Genomic DNA, 19,575 nt, shown 5'->3' on the forward strand with positions numbered 1-19,575 from the left:
AATGCAAAATGTGTATTGGTTAACGAATGTACGATTAGAAACAGGTTACAAGTTTAATAATGAAGTAGTTACAGGTACAGAAACAGCTTTGTATCATTTACTTATACAAGATGGAAAGATTGCAAAGATTGTACTTGCGGATGTACCGCTTCAAACGGAATATGAAATGAAAGATGCGAAAGAATTGCTTGTTCTTCCGTCGTTTGTGGAAAATCATTTTCACCTTGATAAGACAAGACTTGGTGGTCCATGGGAAGCATGTACACCAGTAAAAAATATTATTGAGAGATTAGAGTTAGAACAGCAGGAGTTACCAATTTTAGCTCAAACAACTGGAGAGAGAGCAGAGTTATTACTAAGCAACATTTTAAATGCTGGTTCGACTCATATACGAACGCATGTAAATATTGATCCGTATATCGGTCTTAAAAACTTAGAATCTGTACGTCAAACTTTAGAGAATATGAAAGATGCGTTTACATATGAAATCGTAGCATTCCCGCAGCATGGTTTACTTCGTACAGAAGCGCATTCTCTTATGAGAGAAGCGATGAAAATGGGCGCAACTTTAGTAGGTGGTGTAGATCCAGCTACTGTAGATAATAATATTGAAAAATCACTTTTTGATATGATGGAAATTGCTGTAGAAGCAAATGCCGATGTTGATTTGCATTTACATGATGCAGGGCATTTAGGTATTTATACAATTAAAAAGTTAGCTCAGTATACAGAGGAGGCTAGTTGGGACGGACGTGTTGCGGTCAGTCATGCGTTTAGCCTAGGAGATGTATCTAAAGAAGAAGGAGCAGATATGGCAGACTTATTAGCTGAAAGAGGAATGTCTATTATTACGACGGTACCAATTAACAGAAATATGCCGCCAGTACCATTACTTACAGAAAAGGGTGTTTCCGTTTCTTTAGGTTGCGATAGTATGTTTGATTCATGGGGACCATTTGGAAATGCTGATATTTTTGAAAGAGTAGGGCGTTTAGCGGAAAAGTATCGCTGGATTGATGAAAAGTCTTTAGCTTCTTCTTTAACTTATATTACAGGTGGAAAAACCCCATTGGATCAAGACGGAAATCAAGTTTGGCCTAAAGTAGGAGATAAAGCTGATTTTGTTTTCTTACAAGCTACTTGTTCAGCAGAAGCGATAGCTAGACGTGCACAGCGACCTGCTGTGATGAAAGGTGGAAAAATAGTAGCAGGTTCCTTGCAACATGTTCAAGGCGTATTGATTTAATTTACGTATCTCCCTAATTTATCCCGCTTTAACGGGCAGTAAGACCCCCACCTCAAAATTCAGCGGAAGCAAAGAAGTTAGGTGGGGGATCAACTGTCCGTAAAAGTCCGATTGGTTCAACTAATAATCAGTGGGGGATGAACAAAACCCCCACTGATTAAAGTTTCACTTTATATATATTTTTTCAAGGGTTCCTAATGAAAGAATAGGAATCCTTCTTTTTTACGAGAAAAGGAGGGGAATAGATGACACGTACATATATATTACTGTTTATATGTGTAGTAGTTTGGGGGAGTAATTTTATATTTGGTGCGATTTTAGTGAATACATTTCATCCGGTGTTGTTAACGACACTTCGCTTACTATTTATTAATTTGTTTTTTCTAGCGTACGCTATTATGTGTAAGAAAGGCTTATATATAGAAAAGAATGAAATGAAAGGTGTATTATTAATTGGAGTCATAGGTGTCGCGATTAATCAATGGTCTTTTTATGAAGGGTTACAAACAGCAGATCCAACAACAGCTGCGCTAATATTAGCACTTACTCCTGTCATGACTTCTATTTTAGCGGTATTTATTTTAAACGAACCGTTAACAGCTAAGTTAGTAATAGGAGGGGGAATTGCTACTTTTGGAGTGTTTTTTGTAATTGGTGTTGGGCAGAGGTTTGTCTTTTCAGAAGGGTTAATATGGATTTTTATAACGATGCTATCTTTTTCTTTATCTATCGTTTTAATTCGGAAATTGGGGAACAGAGATGATATGTTTTTGATTACATTCTTTTCTTCAATTTTTGGTTTTTTAATTATGCTACCGTTTCTTGTTTTTACCTTTTCTCACATAACGTTGAAATACTCTATAGAGAGTTGGTCGCTTCTTATTGTGACAGCAATACTTATGCATGGAATTTGTACATTGGCTTGGAATAATCAATTGAGAAAAGCACAAGCATCAACAGCAGCCATGTTTTTAAATTTAGAACCATTCGTTACGATGGTGGTAGGCTATATTATATTGCAGAAAAGTGTAACAGCTATTCAAATAATTGGAGCTGTTTTTATCGTTTGTGGAGTGTACACTGCGACATTTGGATACGGGAAGAAATCGAAGGGACAAAAAGTTTTGTTTCGAAAAGCTACGTAATAGTATAGTGTGTATTTCTATGTGAAATGTATGGAAGGGATGAAAAATTTGGACAATCAACATAACCAAAATCATATTATGGGAACTTTGCAATGGTTTATCTTTTTATTAGCGAATTCAATCGCATTACCAATTGTCGTTGGCGGATTATTTCATCTTACGACGGAGGAAATATTTTATTTAATGCAGCGTACATTTTTTGTAGTTGGTATATCTTCTTTTTTACAAGGGTGGCTTGGACATAGACTACCAATTGCAGATGGACCAGCTGGATCATGGGTTGGCGTATTTACTGTACTTGCTTACGCAACTGTCGGGCAAGATCAATTACATAGTACATTGCAAATTTTAGAATTGGGAATGATTATTTCTGGTATTATTTTAATAGGATTAGGCGTAACTGGTTTTATCGGACGTATTTTATTTTTATTTACACCGCTTGTGACAGGGACGTTTTTACTTTTATTATGCTTACAATTAAGCGGTGTATTTTTAAAAGGAATGCTAGGAATTACTGCTACTGTTTCTCAAATTGATGCATTTACAGCGATAATTGCGTTTAGTATATTTCTTTTCGTTATTATACTATCTAATTTTGGGAAAGGTTTTGTCAAAAGTTATGCGGTTTTAATAGGATTAATTAGTGGGTGGATTCTTTTTCTCATTGCAGGAAAAGTGACGATTCCATCTCAAGTAACTCATTTTGTGCAACTTCCGCAAATATTTGCTTGGGGACTTCCAAAATGGAATACAGGTATGGCAGTATCAAGTTTCGTTATGGTATGTATTTTAGTTTCAAATACAGTGGCAGCTATTATAGCGATTAATCAAGCTACCATTCAAAAAGCGACTATTGAACAGAAACAGTTGAAGGATGGAACGTGGGTTGGAGGCATTTCACACATCATTTCTTCCATATTTTCAACTGTAGGTGTCGTGCCGTTACCGGCAACAGCAGGATTTATACGTTTAACGAAACAAAAATATATACGTTCGTTCTTACTAGCATGTATGTTACTAGTCGTAATGTCGCTGTTCCCAAGTATTATTCGTTATTTAGCATCTTTACCATCCGCTGTCGCATCTGCGGTTTTAATGGCTTCTTTCGTACAGTTAATTGGAATTGGGTTAAATAATATAAAACAAGTGGAGCTTAATGAAAGGAATGTAACAATTTTAGGCGTTGCAGTATTATTTGGTAGCGGCGTTATGTTTTTACCGTCTGGAGCGCTCCAGTCCTTGCCGTCTGTCATACAATATATATTTGGAAATGGTTTGTTCGTAGGTACAGTTGTCAGCATATTACTAGAACAAATATGGCGTACCGAAAAGTAAGTGGATACAAAGAGTGAACGCACTGTATAAAAGTCTAAAATAACATGTGAAATAAAGCCCATTTTCATTCACCACCCGCACATTTCGTTCATACAATATCTTGACTAAATAAACACCCAACTTACACATACACAGCTCTGGCTTAAGCAAGGAGGGTTATACCAGTTGAAGGAAAAAGCGTATCAATCTAAACCTTTACTCACAAAGAGAGAGAGAGAAGTATTTGAATTACTGGTTCAAGATAAAACAACGAAGGAAATTGCAGGTGAACTTTTTATCAGTGAAAAGACAGTTCGCAACCACATCTCAAACGTGATGTGTAGTGATTGCAAATAGATGAAATCTATTTTATAAAACAGAAGATGGAATTATTACTTAAGCAATCAGAGAAGCTTTTTTTTACAAGAAAAACTCCTTTTTTTAATGGTGTAAGTATTTTTATAATTGTTATTTTTATGTGGTATGATTATGGTAATACTAGAAATCATTTCAGGGGGAAGGTAGTTTGGTAAGCAAGCAAAAAAAGTATATTTTATTTATTGATGAAACGGGAATTGCTCAAAGTAGCACTCAGCCATTTACTTTAACAGGTGTGATTTTTGAAAACAAGTATGCTGTTGATCAAAATGGTAGAACAAGTGAATTACGTAATCGGCTTAATCGAGTAAAAATGCAATGTTTTGGAACACAAGATGTAATGTTACATTTAGATGAAATTTCTAGGGGGCGAGGTGATTTTGCGAAGTTTAAAAAAGAACAGCGTGCGGATTTTTATAACAATATGCCTAATTTCTTAGGTAACCTAGATTTTAAAATCATATCGGTAACAATTGATAAAGTGAAACTAAAACAATATTTTCTAGCACACAAGGATCCATACGTTGTTGCATTTATACATATCCTTGAAACGTTTTATTCATTTTTGAGTCAAACAGATGTAGAAAATGCACGGATTGTATTAGAATCTAGAGATGATTATGAGAATCTTTTGATTCAAAAAGCTTTCTTTGAAGTATTCAACAATGGAACAATGCATTTAGATTTTCAGAAGTATAGAGAAAAAATAAAAGGGTTTATACTTGCAAAAAAAGGCGATCCTTTATACCAATCAGGTTTAGAAATTGCTGATCTGGTTTGTAATCCAATCGGTCGGGTTCGAAAAGGAATTGTAGAAGCAAAGCCTAAATGTATAAAAAATTATGGAACAGAAAATAAAATTTTTAAAGCGATAAAGACAAAAATTTATAGCCCAAGCCCGGATCAAGATTTTAGAAACTGGGGATTTAAGAAGATTCCAATTACTAAAAAGAAAAGGGATTGGATTGATGATCCAAGACAGGATGATGAAGCAACAGGGGCTTGATGGACTTTTTAAAAGAAGGAATATTTTACATAAGTAAGTATATACTAGATATACAGGTCCTGTAAAAGGAGTAGGGGGATCGGAAAACTGATCGCCCGATGATCTCCTGTTAATTTTTTCTTGACTTGAAATAAAAAAGATGGTAAATTCTACTTAGCCAAAAAAAACAGGGAGTCGGTTGATCTGACTGCTTGGAACTTACATATCAATTTGGGGGTCGGTTGATCTGACCGCCATAAAAAAGCCTTCGTGTCTACGAAGGTTTTTTGCGTTTATTGACTTTTTTATTTTATAATTTCTCTAGTAACTCAATATTTTCATATGAATTCCCAACAACAAAGCAAGTATTAACCAGCTCTTTTATATTTCGATGGAGTTCTCCTTTTCGGATTAAAGAAAATTGTGCATTACCCGTATCCCACTTCACTCCATAGATCTTATTATTGATTTCAACGATATCTGATTCATAAATTTCTCTTTCTTTTTGATCAAAAAGTCCTGTAGATTGCATTATGGTGGATGGATGGTCATCAAAAGAAAAATATTTTTTATCTAAGGGATTGTCACTATAAACCATAAGATAGTTTTCTTGAGAGTTATTATGCCAAGAAATATATTTTCTGAATTTAAAAATCATATTTATCACCCTCTCGCTATTCTTTTGTAATTTACATCTTTGATTTGTCAATCCTCTAAAAAAATAGACCATACAAATGACGGTCTATTTTCGTAAATATCCATATTCGGTTCAAGAGCGATTTTTTATAAGGATCTTACTTATATAATCATCGGAACAAATTATTCTTCTTTAAGGATTAACTTATTTTTAACTTGTTCTTCTGTTAAATAGAACTCGGATATAACCTCGTCTGGAGCCATACCATTTTTATTCTTGATGTGTTCATTTAATCTTTGTATTGCTAACCATAGTGGCATTTTTACAAATTCATAGGTGAATCCTCCGAATCTTTCGGTAATGGGTTTTTGGGTGATAGGATGTATCGTATCTGTTTCAAATCCGTATACAAATCGATCTGCAATTTTATTATTTAGGGTGTTTCTAACAAATACGATTTCATCGGCTGGTAAGTAGCCTATATTTCGCTTGTTTTCGATTCTAAAAGATAAGTTACCCCCAGTGTCTAATTGAGATTCATCAAATTTATCAAGGAAACAAAAACAACCGACTATTTTATTATTTTTATTGTATTTTGCTTGTTCAGAAGAGATTGTAATACTTTGATTTAAATCAGTTATTGTCACGTTTAAAAAGTCCAAAGTTGTATTTTGGTGATAGGGTTTAATATCAAATCCATGGTTAGACATGCGAATAACTTTAATTTTTTTCTCTGTAGACAAAAGGTTCACCTGTTTCTTTTTGATAGTTTACGTGGGATAAAAAACAACTTCAATTGATGAAATTAGATTTGAACAAGACATTCATATAAAGGAACAATTGTGTATGAAGATCTCCTTTATTATTTACACAGGTATTGAATTTGTTTCGAAGAACATTTTTTTTACGCCTCTTGTAATAAAGGTTCTGTCAAATAGATGATTTACTTCTCGTATCATATCAGCAATATCTTCTTTTTTTGTAGAATCTAATGGAATCGGTCGAGTGAGAACAGGATTTAAACGGATTAAGTTTTCACCAATGAGGTATTTTGCCGTATGTTCAGCCCCTTTTGATTGTGCTTGAAACGTGAGCTCAACCAAATTTTTCTTCCATGACAATAGCCCACCAGCTTCCGCGATTTTATTTGGAGCATTATATAAACAATCGCCTGTTCCTAAAGATAATACTTTGATTTGATCTAACGAATATCCTAATTTCTTAGCTTCAGCAATACCGACTAATACGGGATTATTAGCCCAGAGTCCCCCATCTATTTTACATTCGCCTTCTCCAATATTGGCAGCAGGGAAATAGGATGGAGCAGCAGAAGTTGCTAGTCCAACCTCCCACATATAACGTTCGCCATCTCTGATATAATCTGAGTGGTGAGGAGTTTTAAATACTTTTGGTTCTGCTTTGTGATGTTCAATTGATGGGATGCAGAGCATTGTATTAGCATCTAAAATCTTCTTATCAGCAAACTTTTCTATTAATAGTTTTTTTAATGGGTGGTTTGAATATGAAGCATTTATCAAATATCCCTTTGCTTTTTTTGTACCGAAAATTTGATTTCCTTCCTGGATATAAAGATTTGCAATTTGTTCAGCGCTCATTCCAGATGCTAAACCGAGACAAATGATACCTCCAGTCGAAGTACCTGTTAATAAATCGAAGTGTTGATGAATAGGCTCTCCTATTATATGTTCAATTTTTTTGAGGTATTGAGAAGGAATAACGCCTTTCATTCCACCGCCATCAATTGATAAAATTTTAAAAGTATTCGGCTCTTTGGTTTGCCAAGAACCTTTTTTGTAATGATCCCAATTTAACATGTATTACGTCCTTTCTTAACAGGGGATGGGGCTATGAGGGGCTTCTTTTCCCCACCAAATACCCTCTTCTAACCAAATATTATAGAAAAAAAGCCACTCACAGGTCCAAGGGATAAGAGTATCTGCAATTAATAAATTAGGACGATAACTCTTATCGTTTGGGTGATATAGGCATAAAGATTGATCCGAATAACGATGAGGAGCACTTTTTAAGATTTGTGGCTCCATAATGAAAACTTTTGGTTTATACGGAGTATAGCTAATTTTAACCGTATATTTTACTGCGTGGGGAGATGATTCTAATTCTCCTAACCAAAAAATATCTTGATGGTTTTTTTTATAAAGTTTAAGTGAAGGGAACTTTTTTTGAATCGCTAAATTTTGTAATCCAAGATTGATTGTTTTTATACGCTTCATTTATTCACCATAAAAACGATGTTCACGAATTTTTGTACCTTGTTCTTGATTTAATAAACCAGTAGGTGCTACTTTTATTAAACCATTATTAATTCTATTTGCCATATCTTTTGCTTCCCCTAATTCAGAAGGGAAATAGGATTTTCCAAAAATGTCTTGCCACTTTTCTATACTGTCTTCTTTATTCTTTTCATCCATAGCGTCTTGACAGTTTTCTTTAAGCTTTTGCACTTTTTTCAAGAAACGCTCTGCTTTTGTTTGATCCCAATTTCTAGCCAAATTCTCATCTTCGAGAGAAGGATTTTTAACAAATACGTCACCATCATCTTCTTCTATAAGTTCGTTCAAATCATCGATTAAAACGTCTAGTGTTTCTACTAGAGTTTCAGCAATAGAATTTTTTTTCACAAAGGCGTTACCGATTAAAGTTGTCATTAAAATGGATTTAGGTGCTGTATCTTTTCCGACGTTATCATCGCGCCAATGTTTCATGATTTTTACTACTTTTTCAAAATAGCTATCGGTTTTGCTATTAATAGCATTGCACCAATTAGTAAATCCTTTAGGGTTTGTTTTGCACCATTCGTTTTCTTTTTTAGAAGGAATTTTTATGACGCCTTCACATGGCAATGCAGGAACGATATCTACATGGAAGTCTCCAGCATAATCAATTCGTACACATCGGTCTTTTGTTTTAACACTTTTTTCAAATTCTTTATGGCTTTTAATTCGTGAGGCAATCCATTTAAGGATATCTTGAGGTTCATTTTCTTCATCCAGTTCAAGGAGTAATATAGCATCAACGTCGAATTCATCATCGTTTTTTGGCTTAATCCCAGTATTTGTACTATAGGATCCTTGTGAATAAAAATCGAGAAATAGATCTTCTATCTCTTCGTCTTCTTTGAAGTTTTTTCCCCAATGAGATAAAGCACTTTCTACGCGATTAATACGGGTGGGATTTAAGGAAATGTTTGCAACAAATTTTTTAAAATAATCGTTTAACTTCATAAAATTCCTCCAAATAATAGTATGTAATAGAAATAGCAGAGTGACAGTGACAGTAGTATATTTATGTAAAAAATAAAGAAATTTTTGGTAGAATTGCTAACGGAGTTATTATACTATAAATTTAATATAAATATCAATACTTAGTACGAATATTTGTTCTTCGATACGATATGTGGTGTTTTCCGGGAGGTTTAACTATATGTTGTAGTATGTAAAGAGACCTGGTGAACCATTACCATATTAATCTCTAAAATAAATGGAATAGTCCGTCCAGAGTCAATCCTTACATATAGTGGTGATAGGGTGTTGCTTTATAAAAATAAAAACATCCTCACTTAAACTAGGCAATGAAATGTCCTTTACGTTGAAAATTGAAAAAGCGTTTTTAAATAAAAGGGGATCAGAAAGATTAACGTATGAAAAGTTAGAGAAAATAAAATGGTTGTTAAACTCCACTAGATTTGATGAGCTTTACGATATAGAGCTACAGTGGGAGCATATGCTGGAAATGATGAACTATAAGAAGGTGTTAATGAATCAGTTTCAGTCGAAAATTGAAATGCAATTATCCCAGTGGGGAAGTATACCACAGATGATGATTTTCCAAGGCTACAAAATTAGATAAACAGTGTATTTTCAAAGGGAGCGGAATCTTCTCCTTTTGAATTGTTATATTTTGTAGAATGATTCAATTGTAAAAATTGAATTTTATTTTCCTTTATGGTAATAATAGGTAAAAAGGAGCGTTAAGTAAGTGTTTTTGCAGGATTGTTTATTCTTCAAGTAACAAGGTTAACAATTAATAACATAGGTGAATTTTTTGGAGTACATATATCGAAGGATAAATTAAATAGGGAGGTAATGTTATGGGTTTTTTTAAAGATAAAGAAGAGATGTTTAATCATCGGGCTGATCGTTTTAGTCGAGAAGCTGATCAATACGTACGAGAAGGAAAAACAGAAAAAGCAGAATGGGCTAAAGAACAAGAATTTGAAAATCGTGAAAAAGCTGATAAATATAAGGGGCAAGATGGTTGGTAAGTGGAATGCTTATTTAATAAAAAACGAGAAACATGTATGTTACAATAAGTTATTTAACTAAAAAAAAGAAAATGAAACTCAGGGTTAATTCCTAGTTTCATTTTCTTTTTTTCTTCTTTTTCCAAATTCAAGAGCATCTTTATATAGTTTGGATGCACGTGAAAAACGATTGGGGTCATTTAATTCTTTTATAAGTTCTTTCGTTGTTTCACCATTCGCTTTCAAGCGTCTGCGTACCACTATCATCCCTCCAATTATCTAACGATTGTTAAATATATGAGTATGTCTGATAGTATTAGAACTTTTAAAAGATTCCTTTTTCAACCGTAAGTTTATTAGGGAACGGAAGTCTCATATGTGTTAGTCCATCATAGGTTTCTAAATTTGTTTTTACAAACCCTTGTTTTTCATACCAAGAAATTGCTTTTGGCTTTGATTTGACAAGAAGGTGACTGAACCTAAGCTAAACGCTTTTAGTAGTTTAGGAGTAAGATGGATGAGCTATATGCAACGTAAAAACTAACATTTGATATAATATAAAATGTAGTCAGGGTGAATTAACTACGTATTTAAATCGTTTATTAAAATATCGATAACATAATTGTCTAGGGGGAATTACAATGCAAGAAGATACTAAAAGTGTTTTTATTAGTTATAGCTGGGATAGTCCAGAGCATCAACAGTGGGTTATGGATTTAGTTGGTTTATTAAGAGACAACGGGGTAGATGCGAGTTTTGATATGTTAGAAACTCAATCTCAAACAGTAAATTTAAATGCAATGATGGTTTCAAATGTACGTGATAATGACTATACGGTCATTGTGTTAACTGAAAACTATAAAAAGAAAGCGGAAGCATTACAAGGTGGAGTTGGGTTTGAAACGCTATTAACAATGCCATTATTGATGAAAAATCCGAATAAATTAATATTAATTGTAAGACATGCTGGCAATTTTGAATCAGTGGTTCCATTCCATTTGGATGGATGGTATGCCATTAACTTTTCGGATGATGCTAATTTTGAGAGGGCATTTAAAGAATTACATTATCGTATCGAGGGAGTACCGTTATATGAGAAAAAACCTTTGGGGAAAAAACCAAAATTAACCCCTCTTAAGGGTATAGTTGAAAAGCCAAGCATTGATTTTTCAGATTTTGATATACCGAGTCTAAAACGCATTACTGATTTAGAAAAGGAAAAATTTATTAATGAAAGTTTTCAAGAAATGAATACGATCTTTAAAGAGCTGTTTTCACAAATGAAACAAAGTAACTTAAATTTTGATTTTACCGTGGAAAATGGAGAAGCGAAGTGTATTTATAAATTGTATGTAGATGGAAATGTGAAGAGTGGATTAAAGATTTGGTTATCAAATGATTTTGCTACTACAAGCATAAAAATGGCTTATGGACGTCTGTCTGTGTCTCCTTTGGATAACAGCTATAATGAAAGCATTGTATGCGAAGTAAATGAAAAGAATGAATTAGCTTTAAAAATGCAAATGAATATGTTTGGGGGAAAAGATACAAATGAACCACTAAGTATTGTAAAAACAGTTTGGAAAAACCATATAACTCCTTATATTAGTTAACGTAATAGTAATTTACAAGTTACATGGTGTAAATATTAAACTTTTAATTTATACAATTTCTTATTTTCATATAAAATTTTCAGAAAGGAATGTAGAAAATAGGGTAGTCCGTAAAATATTATCGCATATAGTGGTGATGAGGTGATGCTCCATGACAACAAAACCATCTCCACTTAAACTAGGCAATGAAATGTACGGTACGTTGAAAATTGAAAAAGCGTTTCTTGAAGCATTAGAAATGTATTTTATAAAACAGCAAGACCAAAAAAACTCCTAGTTAATTAGGAGTTTTTTATTTCGTTGAAAAAGATAAAGTAGTAGATATGATCATTCAGTTTTATAAATCCATACGTAATTTTCACCTATATAAGTATCCCAGTATTTCCATTGCCAAGGTGGAGGGGGTGTATCTTGATAATATAATTGATAAAAGACATTTAACCATTTTAGAGAATAATGATTAATTTTTAGCGAGTGATACAAAGCGCTTGGAATAGGAAAAGCCAATTGATATCCACCGCTACCTTTTCTTGAATAATGGTATATATGGAAAGGTTCATTCAAGGGTAAGCTTTTTAAATCAGCTGTGTAAAAAAGAATGCCGTAGTTTTTAGCCCCTTCAAAAAATTTAAGAAGGGATTCAACATCTGAATATTGTGTGTTTCGTATGCCGGTGTTTAATGTGAGAAGTTTCATTAAAGAGCCTCCTAAAGTAATAAGGATTTTTCCTATCTATCATACTTTCCAGATTTAATAAAAATATTCATTTATATAAAAAAATTTTATTAAAATGAATTTTTTGTTTGTGTTATACAGACATGAGACAAAATTATCTCTTCATACATTAAAGAAATAACTTACATAGAAAGAAGGAAGAGAGCATGAGAGGGAGGTTACAACAGCTTCAAAAAATATATTATTTTTTAATAAAAATATATAAAAACTAGTAATGTACAGATTAGTTGCATATCCTAATAACATTTGGCATAATATAGAAAAAAGGGTGTACGGTTAGGAAAGGAGGAAAACAAGATGAAAACGACGATTCCTGCTTGTTTGGTTGATTTATCAGCACAAGATCAATTCATTATTGATACAGAAAGTTATAAATATTCATTTATGATTCGTTATGCATATAAAAGATTACAAGAAGGAATGGCAGTCGGTTCTCTTGAAAAAATTCTTTCTGCAAAAACAAATACTAATATTCGTGTAGCAAAAGATGCCGTAGCGGAAGCCGTTCAATTAATCAAATCTAGAAAAGCATTAATGATAGAGTATTTCGAATTATGGAAATCCCGTTTTGAGAAAACAAGCACAAAACTAGAAAAACTACTTTGTATTCCAGATATAAATCCAAATTCAAAACGGATATTAGGATTACAAAACAAATTAGAAAAACAAATTTTGAAAATGGATCATTATGAACAACATGTGAAACATGATACGTATGATGAAGTCATATTTGGCGGGCGTGAAAACTTTGAAAAACGTACTAAAGGTTTAATTACAAAAGAACAATGGCAAGAGTTACGAAATGGACGTTTTTCTTCACGTGGTGATAAAAGCAAAAAAGGGAATCCTAATCTTCGTGTCATCGAAGAGAATGGTTCTTTTTTCTTAGAGATGACAACAAGTAATCCATTCCAAAAAGGAAAGAAAACGTTATATCAAAAAGTACGCTTTTCTTTATATATTGCATCAAAAAAATCGAAAAAAACAGGTCAATATAACGGACGAAATTACCCTGCATTGATGCGTCAAGCGTTAGCTTCTGGTGATGCATATGCGGTTGAAATTTTAAAGCGAAACGGAAAATATCGGGTTCATATTTCGATTACAGAACAACCTGCGCCACTTGTTACTTTTCCTGTGAATGGATATCGTGGTTTAGATACAAATCCAGACGGGTTGGCTATTTGTCATGTTAAGAAGGACGGAAATCCCAAATCATTTGAATGGTTAGGAGAAGGTGGATTACAAGACTATCCATCTGACAAACGAGAAAATTTAATTTATGAACTTTGCCATAAGTTAGTGAGAAAATGTGTGGAAGACGGTACAGGTCTTATTGTCGAAGATTTGAAATTCATTCAAGATAAAAGTATTAGTGCGAAGTTTAGACGTATGAGTCATTCTTTCTGTTATCGAAAAATCTTATCTACGTTAGAACGTTTGTGTGAACGATACGGTGTGGAGTTTATCAAAGTAAAACCTGCGTTCACATCGATTTCCGGAAGACTAAAATATCAACAAAAATATCGAATATCTGTTCATGAATCAGCAGCACTTACCATTGGTCGTCGTGGCATGGGAATGAAAGAAAGAATTCCAAAAAAATTACAAGATATATTAACGAAACAGCAAACAAAATCATGGAAAAAACAAAACGAATGGGCACGTTGGAGTACAGTTCGAAAACGGATTACAAATATACTCAAAAAACGAAAAGCGAAATTCCATCAATGGTTTCATCATAAACAACACGTGTATCAAACGATAAAAAAATAAAAAACCTCTTGTGCTGGAACGTAGTGAAGAAGGTGCAAGATATCTTTTACAGGGTCGGGTAACACCCGAGGTCGAGGAATCCTTCTTAGTAAGTAGAAGAAGCAACATCCCTTGTCGGTGGAGCGAGAGCTGTCCCCTAGTGCGGAATCCTGTGAGCGCACGTCGTGAAAACGATGAAAACTTCTAACTAAACTATTTTAATAGTTTTTATTAGATTTTTTTAACCAGGCTTATGACTGTTCGACTAAAACAAATTGTACCGATATACACAGAAAGTATTTCTGAAACGGTTAAGAAAAGGATGGTACGTTGCATATGGAATGGTGAAAATCTGTCAAAATACCTAGTTTTGGAGAAAGATCCAAATCATAAAAGATATTATTTACTATCAGGATATGTAGCCTACGAGGCGTATAAAGAAGCAGGAATAAGTGTTGTCGATTGTATCGTCAAGCCTTTTTCGAATAGAACAGAACAGATGGTGCAGCTGTTACAAAATATGTTTCATAATTCTAGAAGTGATTGGATGGGGAAATCGGCTTTAATTTCTACATTGTTAGATCAAGGAACAAGCATAAAGGAAATTGCAAAAAGAGTAGGCGTAAAAAATCAAGATTTGGAACGGTATTTACTTCATCCGGAAATTCCATTGGAAATAGCGAATAAGGCTTATGAATTAAAGTGTGTACCCTTAGTTGATAAAGTAAGACGGTTAGGTATTTCAGATATATTAAAATATCGTTTATATGAGAGAGCGGTATTAAACAAGAGCAATCCTGCTCGCTTAAAGCATGATCAGTTACATAAGGTGAAGTGGTTGTTGGATTTAACGATATTTTATGAATTGTATGACATTGAATCGCAGTGGCAATATATATTGAAAATGATGGATTATAAAACGGTTTTAATAAGTATGTTGCAGTCCGAAATTGAAAAAGAGCTGTCTCATTGGGGGAGAGGTCCAGATGACGATGATTTTCCAAGCTTAACAAATTAAAAAAGAGAAACTCTATAGGAAGAGATTCTCCTTTTTTCTTTGTTCTACGGTAATTGGTAAATACTACCAAATTGGAGTCGAGGTGCTCTCCAGTAGGTGTCGTTTTTTAGTTAATTGGAATTTCTAATTCATGATATTTTCCGTTTTTTCCTTTAGAAAAGTAAATAAATGATACCTTGCTGTAATTAATTGTGAACGATTTGTATGCTCTATTAGGATCATCTCCTAAGAAATATTTGGTTCCTATATAACCACGAACTGTTTTCCCAGGGGGGATTACAGAATCGAATTTGTATTTATCGGGAAGTTCCATGGAGTATGGGATTAAATTATAGAAGTCACCTAATTTTGCGTAAAATAGGGTGTTTTCTATAGCACTGTTGCTTAATATATCAATTGTTTGGTCTGTTGTATTCGTAATGTCTAAAGGTAAAATAAGAGTAACAGTCTCTCTACCATTATAAGGATCAAAATATTTGATTGGCTTCAATGGCTGAAGTACATGATATTTAATTCCTTGCAAATCTTGAAAAGTACGATTGGATGGAAAATTATCTTTTTGGATTGTATACATGTTATTATTTGCGTTTACAGTCCTGTATTGCAGTATACTAAAAACAAGGAATAGTAGTGTGAAGGTTATTCCTAAAATAAAGTATATTTTTTTCATTCTTCATCAACCAACCTTCCTTCGCTAACACAAATAATACGATCGATGATAGGATTACTTAATATTGTTTCATCGTGACTAGCTAAAATAATGGTTGTTCCTTTTTCTTTTTCATTTTTCAAGAGTTCTAAAACAAGTTGTATTCCTTTACTGTCTAGGGCGTTAGTAGGTTCATCTAATAATAGTAATTTGGGTTTTTCCATTAAGGCTTGTGCAATTCCCAAACGTTGTTTCATGCCTAACGAGTATCTTTTATATTTCCTCTTATCTAATTTGTTTAGACCTACTGTATCAATTGTGCTTAAAATTGCTTCATCTGTGACCTTTTTATTAATAGATGCTAGAAATTTTAAATTTTGAAATCCAGAGTACCCGGGGATAAAACTTGGATATTCAATCAATATTCCCATATCCTCTGGGAATTGAATATCTTTACCAATTTTTTTGTTATCTACGTAAACTTCACCTGAATTTAAATGAAGTAATCCAGCTATTGCCCGTAAAATCATCGTTTTTCCTGATCCGTTATGTCCTTTTAAAACTAACACTTCGCCTTTTTTTACTGAAAAGCTTATATTATTTAAAACAAAATTGCCTTTTAATTTCTTCACCATATTTTCGCATCGGATAAATTCTGGCATATTTTAATCTCCTATCACATCTAATTTTTTAAAACTCAAAAAGCTTACTATTAGTATCAAAATAAATGTAATGAATGAAACTAAGAAAAACTCATTATATTGAATGGAGTGAGAATGACTGGCTGTTAGTTGGATTGGACTATGATCCACAAAATACCAACGTCCTGGCATTACAAAAGATCCTAACAGATAATGGCTATGAATAAATACAGAGCCTACTAAGTAGGTTACTAAGCAGCTCAAAGCAATAATACTAGGCATATAGAGTGTAAACAGTTCATAAATTAAACATAGTATATAGCTAATAATTATTTGAATTGCCATGGTGTACAATATATTACTAAGAAATAGATTATTTGACATAGAGGAGGAACCTAATACATTTATAAGTGAAAAATACAATGTGAACCAAATAACATACATAACAATCCAAAGTACGAACGTATAAACGAATAATGAGATCATTTTACTTGACCATAACAAAGATTTTTTTCTAACACGAGGAAGCAAATATACACCGTTTTTTTGTATATCTGAATGAGTAAAATGTCCTAGTGCCAATAAAGGAATCAACTGAAAGAAGAGCCAGTAAAAAGGGAATGTTAGACGACCTTCTTTATAAAAGTGAGCTAGATTAATAAAATCTACACCTGAAAATATTTTATAAAAATTAATACTTAGAGAAACATGTCGCTCATTCATGGCGGTAAGTTGATTCCATGTACAATAAAAAACAATAGCAGTGTATAAAAGGATTAGAAAAGTAGACATTTTCATGGTATCTCTAAAGCGTAAATACAAGTCTCTTTTTAATAAATAGTATAATATCATTTATTAATGCACCTCTTTCTCTTCTTCCGAAGAGATATAATTCTTTTTCTCAATAATGAATATGCTAAGGGCATATATGAAAAAGAATATACCTACACGTAAGGCTATTATGCCTATGCCGTTGGCTGGATTTTGGAAAAAGGTATGTATAAATAAGTAGCCGTTTAATAGTAACGCATCTACTGTTATTGTACATATTAAAATAATTATTACCAGAATGTTTGGTAATAGAAGTTGTAAAAAAGCAGCCACTACCCCTATGAAAATAATAGAAAACATCTGAAATGGTACAAACCTAAAAAAGTTAATTTTTTCTGTACCTGAGGAAATTACATAGGCAGTTAAACTACTCTGAAAAATAATAACCCCGCCAATTATCATTGTAAATATGATTACTTTTAGATAATATATGCTTACCAGTTTTAACGTATTATTCATTCGGTGGATAACGTAAATATTAAAAAATCCCGACATGGTATATACAGCAAAAATAATTATTAATGGAATGAAAATCATTGATAAATGATGAACAGATAGTAATTTGAAAAGTACCTCTAGACTGCTCATTTGATTGTGTACAGTATCTTTTGTTAAGAGGTATATTGTAAGTATACTCAATGCCAAAATAACTAATAATGATTTGTATTTTGTTTGTATAGTTTCTTTTATCGAATTATAAAAGAACATGCTTTTTACTCCCCCAAACATAAACACATAAGGATAAAATCCAAATAATAATTAAGACAATTAAGAAGTTTTGAAGTTCAAAAAAGCCAAGATCTTTAATTAAGTATTCTTTTGGATTAATAAATGATTGTCCAATTGTTAACCAAAAGATATGTAAAATAAAAGGAACTACATAAACAAAATATACTCTTTTGATGAAAAAGGAGACAGCTAGTGCTAAACTTGAACAAATTGCGCCATACATCCCGTTTAAAAATACATACATAAGAAAATATATGTTGGGGTGCCCATAATAAACGGTATGAAATTGAGCGGTTGGAGAGATAGTAGCCGACGTATAATTTATTATTGGATTTGGAGCAACCGCTGGGTATGTCATTAAATATAAATAAAAATTAAAGAGCAGTGGAATAGCTATAATTAAAAACGAAATAATAAAATTAATTGAATACAATGATAAAAAGTAACGTTGAGTTCCCATCTTGATTAAAACTGAATATAAAAAACCATTATTTCGATCCATTCGGTACATTCCTGAAAAAGTAACTGCAGCTGCTATAGGTAATACAATGAGATACAGTTCACTGTAAAATGGAAATCTATTAAAATATAGAATATTAGACAAATATGGGGATATAACTATTGAGTGCGTACTATTAAATCCCTTAGTTGTTATAAAGGTAAATATATATTGTATAAAACTAATAATTAACATCATGAATAATGTGATCCATAATATTTTACCTTTGAAAAGTCGTGTTAAAAAATAACTCATTGTTGGACATCCTCCAAAATATTACCAGATTTAATTTTTTGTAATGTGAATAATTGATCTGCCACACCATAACATTTGTTATTTGTATTTAGCCATATATAGCGAAAAGAAATATAGGCTTGTTTGCCCTCAAATTTAGGCATTTGAATTTCATACTGATAAACATCTTTAGTGCCATTTTTTTTCATATACTTAATTTCTTGTTTCCATTGTATAACTTTCCCATCTTCCTGTTCGATTCGTCCTAATAAATAATTGGGCTTGTTTTTATTACTAAAACCTGATAAAAAAATATAATTTTGTTCTGGTAATACACCCGGTTGAATTTTTTTATTTGATATGTTTTGTTTTATACGAATGTCGTTTACATCTATTTGCTTATCGTAAAATGTTTTTCCATCTTTACTTTCAAAAAATACCTGATTGAAAATGGCATTGTTATTTTTATTTTTTAATTCAATTCTCCTTAAATTTTCTTTTTGACTCGTTGCATCATCAATAATGATAATGGGTTCTTTAATTTCTTTTTGACAGGCAGTTAACAAGAATAAGGTTGTTGCGGAAATACATAATAAAATTAAATATCTTACTAATTTGATTTTGATTACCTCCAATCAATTTTATGGATAAAATAACCTAGTGATATTACACAAGAAAACGTGTCATTCTTTTTGGAAAGGGAAAAGAAGTCCATCTTTTATTATAATAGTTTTTTATATCCGATTTCCCTTAAATTTTTATGGTATTAATAATTGTAATAATTTTTTCAACTGTTTTCTGATAAAGGATTACACTGGTGAAAGTTGTTTTATAGTGAAATAATTAATTAATCCTTTTGTCAGTAATAGTTATTTTAGTCTATC

The 19,575-nt window shown here is 32.4% G+C and carries 24 protein-coding genes; 11 read left to right on the forward strand and 13 right to left on the reverse strand.

Features of this window, described 5'->3' with window-relative positions; all coding sequences use genetic code 11:
* The first annotated feature begins 1 nt into the window (after window position 1).
* The 5 genes from QCI47_RS04900 (at window position 2) to QCI47_RS04920 (ending at window position 5,089) form a co-directional block, all read left to right on the forward strand.
* Window positions 2-1,246, forward strand: coding sequence for an amidohydrolase family protein (locus QCI47_RS04900; protein ID WP_001181871.1), 1,245 nt, complete (start codon window positions 2-4; stop codon window positions 1,244-1,246).
* A gap of 245 nt (window positions 1,247-1,491) precedes the next feature.
* Complete coding sequence (locus tag QCI47_RS04905; RefSeq protein WP_270726727.1) at window positions 1,492-2,391, forward strand: DMT family transporter; 900 nt, start codon at window positions 1,492-1,494, stop codon at window positions 2,389-2,391.
* 30 nt (window positions 2,392-2,421) lie between these two features.
* Window positions 2,422-3,726: a purine/pyrimidine permease gene (locus QCI47_RS04910; protein ID WP_139339156.1), complete on the forward strand. Its 1,305-nt coding sequence runs from the start codon at window positions 2,422-2,424 to the stop codon at window positions 3,724-3,726.
* Between the two features lie 165 nt (window positions 3,727-3,891).
* On the forward strand, window positions 3,892-4,062 hold the full coding sequence (locus tag QCI47_RS04915) for a helix-turn-helix domain-containing protein (RefSeq protein WP_000659490.1): 171 nt from the start codon (window positions 3,892-3,894) through the stop codon (window positions 4,060-4,062).
* Window positions 4,063-4,231: 169 nt separating this feature from the next.
* A complete protein-coding gene (locus QCI47_RS04920) occupies window positions 4,232-5,089 on the forward strand; it encodes a DUF3800 domain-containing protein (protein WP_088106392.1) in 858 nt (285 codons plus the stop codon).
* A 289-nt stretch (window positions 5,090-5,378) separates the two neighbouring features.
* On the opposite strand, the gene QCI47_RS04925 is transcribed toward QCI47_RS04920, so the two are convergent.
* The 5 genes from QCI47_RS04925 to QCI47_RS04945 all read right to left on the reverse strand — a co-directional run bounded on the left by QCI47_RS04925 (window position 5,379) and on the right by QCI47_RS04945 (window position 8,968).
* Entirely contained in the window at window positions 5,379-5,726 is a 348-nt protein-coding gene (locus tag QCI47_RS04925; protein ID WP_000576359.1) for a YopX family protein, read from the reverse strand.
* A gap of 161 nt (window positions 5,727-5,887) precedes the next feature.
* Window positions 5,888-6,448 (reverse strand): hypothetical protein, encoded by a 561-nt coding sequence (locus QCI47_RS04930; protein ID WP_076868878.1) that lies wholly within the window; start codon window positions 6,446-6,448, stop codon window positions 5,888-5,890.
* Window positions 6,449-6,571: 123 nt separating this feature from the next.
* Window positions 6,572-7,540 carry a CBASS cGAMP-activated phospholipase gene (locus QCI47_RS04935; protein WP_088106393.1) on the reverse strand — a complete coding sequence of 323 codons (969 nt, stop codon included), beginning with the start codon at window positions 7,538-7,540 and terminating at the stop codon, window positions 6,572-6,574.
* A gap of 15 nt (window positions 7,541-7,555) precedes the next feature.
* Window positions 7,556-7,957, reverse strand: a complete 402-nt coding sequence (locus QCI47_RS04940; protein WP_088106394.1) for a type II CBASS E2 protein — start codon at window positions 7,955-7,957, stop codon at window positions 7,556-7,558.
* The gene (locus tag QCI47_RS04945; protein WP_176359595.1) at window positions 7,958-8,968 is read right to left on the reverse strand and encodes an SMODS domain-containing nucleotidyltransferase; all 1,011 of its coding nucleotides are present in this window, start codon (window positions 8,966-8,968) and stop codon (window positions 7,958-7,960) included.
* 352 nt (window positions 8,969-9,320) lie between these two features.
* Between QCI47_RS04945 and QCI47_RS04950 the strand changes: the two genes are divergently transcribed.
* A complete protein-coding gene (locus QCI47_RS04950) occupies window positions 9,321-9,593 on the forward strand; it encodes a hypothetical protein (RefSeq protein WP_076868875.1) in 273 nt (90 codons plus the stop codon).
* A 241-nt stretch (window positions 9,594-9,834) separates the two neighbouring features.
* Window positions 9,835-10,008, forward strand: coding sequence for a hypothetical protein (locus QCI47_RS04955; RefSeq protein ID WP_154644223.1), 174 nt, complete (start codon window positions 9,835-9,837; stop codon window positions 10,006-10,008).
* 84 nt (window positions 10,009-10,092) lie between these two features.
* On the opposite strand, the gene QCI47_RS04960 is transcribed toward QCI47_RS04955, so the two are convergent.
* Window positions 10,093-10,248, reverse strand: a complete 156-nt coding sequence (locus QCI47_RS04960) for a hypothetical protein (protein WP_175879550.1) — start codon at window positions 10,246-10,248, stop codon at window positions 10,093-10,095.
* A gap of 380 nt (window positions 10,249-10,628) precedes the next feature.
* Here QCI47_RS04960 and QCI47_RS04965 point away from each other — a divergent pair, with 380 nt between their 5' ends.
* Together QCI47_RS04965 and QCI47_RS04970 are read left to right on the forward strand one after the other, a co-directional pair.
* The gene (locus tag QCI47_RS04965) at window positions 10,629-11,600 is read left to right on the forward strand and encodes a toll/interleukin-1 receptor domain-containing protein (RefSeq protein WP_076868874.1); all 972 of its coding nucleotides are present in this window, start codon (window positions 10,629-10,631) and stop codon (window positions 11,598-11,600) included.
* A 151-nt stretch (window positions 11,601-11,751) separates the two neighbouring features.
* The gene (locus QCI47_RS04970) at window positions 11,752-11,877 is read left to right on the forward strand and encodes a hypothetical protein (RefSeq protein WP_258959470.1); all 126 of its coding nucleotides are present in this window, start codon (window positions 11,752-11,754) and stop codon (window positions 11,875-11,877) included.
* A 50-nt stretch (window positions 11,878-11,927) separates the two neighbouring features.
* Here QCI47_RS04970 and QCI47_RS04975 read toward each other — a convergent pair whose 3' ends face one another.
* The gene (locus QCI47_RS04975; RefSeq protein WP_076868873.1) at window positions 11,928-12,296 is read right to left on the reverse strand and encodes a hypothetical protein; all 369 of its coding nucleotides are present in this window, start codon (window positions 12,294-12,296) and stop codon (window positions 11,928-11,930) included.
* 336 nt (window positions 12,297-12,632) lie between these two features.
* On the opposite strand from QCI47_RS04975, the gene QCI47_RS04980 reads away from it, so the two are divergent.
* Window positions 12,633-14,111, forward strand: coding sequence for an IS200/IS605 family accessory protein TnpB-related protein (locus QCI47_RS04980; RefSeq protein WP_076868872.1), 1,479 nt, complete (start codon window positions 12,633-12,635; stop codon window positions 14,109-14,111).
* 232 nt (window positions 14,112-14,343) lie between these two features.
* Window positions 14,344-15,108 carry a helix-turn-helix domain-containing protein gene (locus tag QCI47_RS04985; RefSeq protein ID WP_076868871.1) on the forward strand — a complete coding sequence of 255 codons (765 nt, stop codon included), beginning with the start codon at window positions 14,344-14,346 and terminating at the stop codon, window positions 15,106-15,108.
* A 106-nt stretch (window positions 15,109-15,214) separates the two neighbouring features.
* Here the strand turns inward: QCI47_RS04985 and QCI47_RS04990 are convergent, their stop codons facing one another.
* The 6 genes from QCI47_RS04990 to QCI47_RS05010 are packed head-to-tail and all read right to left on the reverse strand — an operon-like array spanning window position 15,215 to window position 19,311.
* Window positions 15,215-15,778, reverse strand: a complete 564-nt coding sequence (locus QCI47_RS04990; RefSeq protein ID WP_076868870.1) for a hypothetical protein — start codon at window positions 15,776-15,778, stop codon at window positions 15,215-15,217.
* Entirely contained in the window at window positions 15,775-16,419 is a 645-nt protein-coding gene (locus QCI47_RS04995) for an ABC transporter ATP-binding protein (RefSeq protein ID WP_076868869.1), read from the reverse strand. Before QCI47_RS04995 ends, QCI47_RS04990 begins: the two co-directional genes overlap by 4 nt.
* 3 nt (window positions 16,420-16,422) lie before the next feature.
* Entirely contained in the window at window positions 16,423-17,250 is an 828-nt protein-coding gene (locus QCI47_RS30260) for a hypothetical protein (protein WP_076868868.1), read from the reverse strand.
* Window positions 17,251-17,253: 3 nt separating this feature from the next.
* On the reverse strand, window positions 17,254-17,937 hold the full coding sequence (locus QCI47_RS05000; RefSeq protein WP_076868867.1) for a hypothetical protein: 684 nt from the start codon (window positions 17,935-17,937) through the stop codon (window positions 17,254-17,256).
* Entirely contained in the window at window positions 17,924-18,712 is a 789-nt protein-coding gene (locus tag QCI47_RS05005) for a hypothetical protein (protein ID WP_076868866.1), read from the reverse strand. The genes QCI47_RS05000 and QCI47_RS05005 overlap by 14 nt, the downstream gene beginning before the upstream one ends.
* Window positions 18,709-19,311: a hypothetical protein gene (locus QCI47_RS05010; RefSeq protein ID WP_076868880.1), complete on the reverse strand. Its 603-nt coding sequence runs from the start codon at window positions 19,309-19,311 to the stop codon at window positions 18,709-18,711. Before QCI47_RS05010 ends, QCI47_RS05005 begins: the two co-directional genes overlap by 4 nt.
* Window positions 19,312-19,575: the final 264 nt, after the last annotated feature.

This window comes from Bacillus cereus group sp. RP29 (assembly GCF_040459765.1).
Taxonomy (GTDB): domain Bacteria; phylum Bacillota; class Bacilli; order Bacillales; family Bacillaceae_G; genus Bacillus_A; species Bacillus_A paranthracis.

Excerpts from the sequence above, each read along its gene's own strand:
- QCI47_RS04900 (WP_001181871.1), top strand. The coding sequence starts at position 2 with ATGCAAAATGTGTATTGGTTAACGAATGTACGATTAGAAACAGGTTAC.
- QCI47_RS04905 (WP_270726727.1), top strand. The coding sequence starts at position 1,492 with ATGACACGTACATATATATTACTGTTTATATGTGTAGTAGTTTGGGGG.
- QCI47_RS04910 (WP_139339156.1), top strand. The coding sequence starts at position 2,422 with ATGGAAGGGATGAAAAATTTGGACAATCAACATAACCAAAATCATATT.
- QCI47_RS04925 (WP_000576359.1), bottom strand. The coding sequence starts at position 5,726 with ATGATTTTTAAATTCAGAAAATATATTTCTTGGCATAATAACTCTCAA.
- QCI47_RS04935 (WP_088106393.1), bottom strand. The coding sequence starts at position 7,540 with ATGTTAAATTGGGATCATTACAAAAAAGGTTCTTGGCAAACCAAAGAG.
- QCI47_RS04940 (WP_088106394.1), bottom strand. The coding sequence starts at position 7,957 with ATGAAGCGTATAAAAACAATCAATCTTGGATTACAAAATTTAGCGATT.
- QCI47_RS04945 (WP_176359595.1), bottom strand. The coding sequence starts at position 8,968 with ATGAAGTTAAACGATTATTTTAAAAAATTTGTTGCAAACATTTCCTTA.
- QCI47_RS04950 (WP_076868875.1), top strand. The coding sequence starts at position 9,321 with ATGTCCTTTACGTTGAAAATTGAAAAAGCGTTTTTAAATAAAAGGGGA.
- QCI47_RS04955 (WP_154644223.1), top strand. The coding sequence starts at position 9,835 with ATGGGTTTTTTTAAAGATAAAGAAGAGATGTTTAATCATCGGGCTGAT.
- QCI47_RS04965 (WP_076868874.1), top strand. The coding sequence starts at position 10,629 with ATGCAAGAAGATACTAAAAGTGTTTTTATTAGTTATAGCTGGGATAGT.
- QCI47_RS04970 (WP_258959470.1), top strand. The coding sequence starts at position 11,752 with ATGACAACAAAACCATCTCCACTTAAACTAGGCAATGAAATGTACGGT.
- QCI47_RS04975 (WP_076868873.1), bottom strand. The coding sequence starts at position 12,296 with ATGAAACTTCTCACATTAAACACCGGCATACGAAACACACAATATTCA.
- QCI47_RS04980 (WP_076868872.1), top strand. The coding sequence starts at position 12,633 with ATGAAAACGACGATTCCTGCTTGTTTGGTTGATTTATCAGCACAAGAT.
- QCI47_RS04985 (WP_076868871.1), top strand. The coding sequence starts at position 14,344 with ATGACTGTTCGACTAAAACAAATTGTACCGATATACACAGAAAGTATT.
- QCI47_RS04990 (WP_076868870.1), bottom strand. The coding sequence starts at position 15,778 with ATGAAAAAAATATACTTTATTTTAGGAATAACCTTCACACTACTATTC.
- QCI47_RS04995 (WP_076868869.1), bottom strand. The coding sequence starts at position 16,419 with ATGCCAGAATTTATCCGATGCGAAAATATGGTGAAGAAATTAAAAGGC.
- QCI47_RS30260 (WP_076868868.1), bottom strand. The coding sequence starts at position 17,250 with ATGATATTATACTATTTATTAAAAAGAGACTTGTATTTACGCTTTAGA.
- QCI47_RS05000 (WP_076868867.1), bottom strand. The coding sequence starts at position 17,937 with ATGTTCTTTTATAATTCGATAAAAGAAACTATACAAACAAAATACAAA.
- QCI47_RS05005 (WP_076868866.1), bottom strand. The coding sequence starts at position 18,712 with ATGAGTTATTTTTTAACACGACTTTTCAAAGGTAAAATATTATGGATC.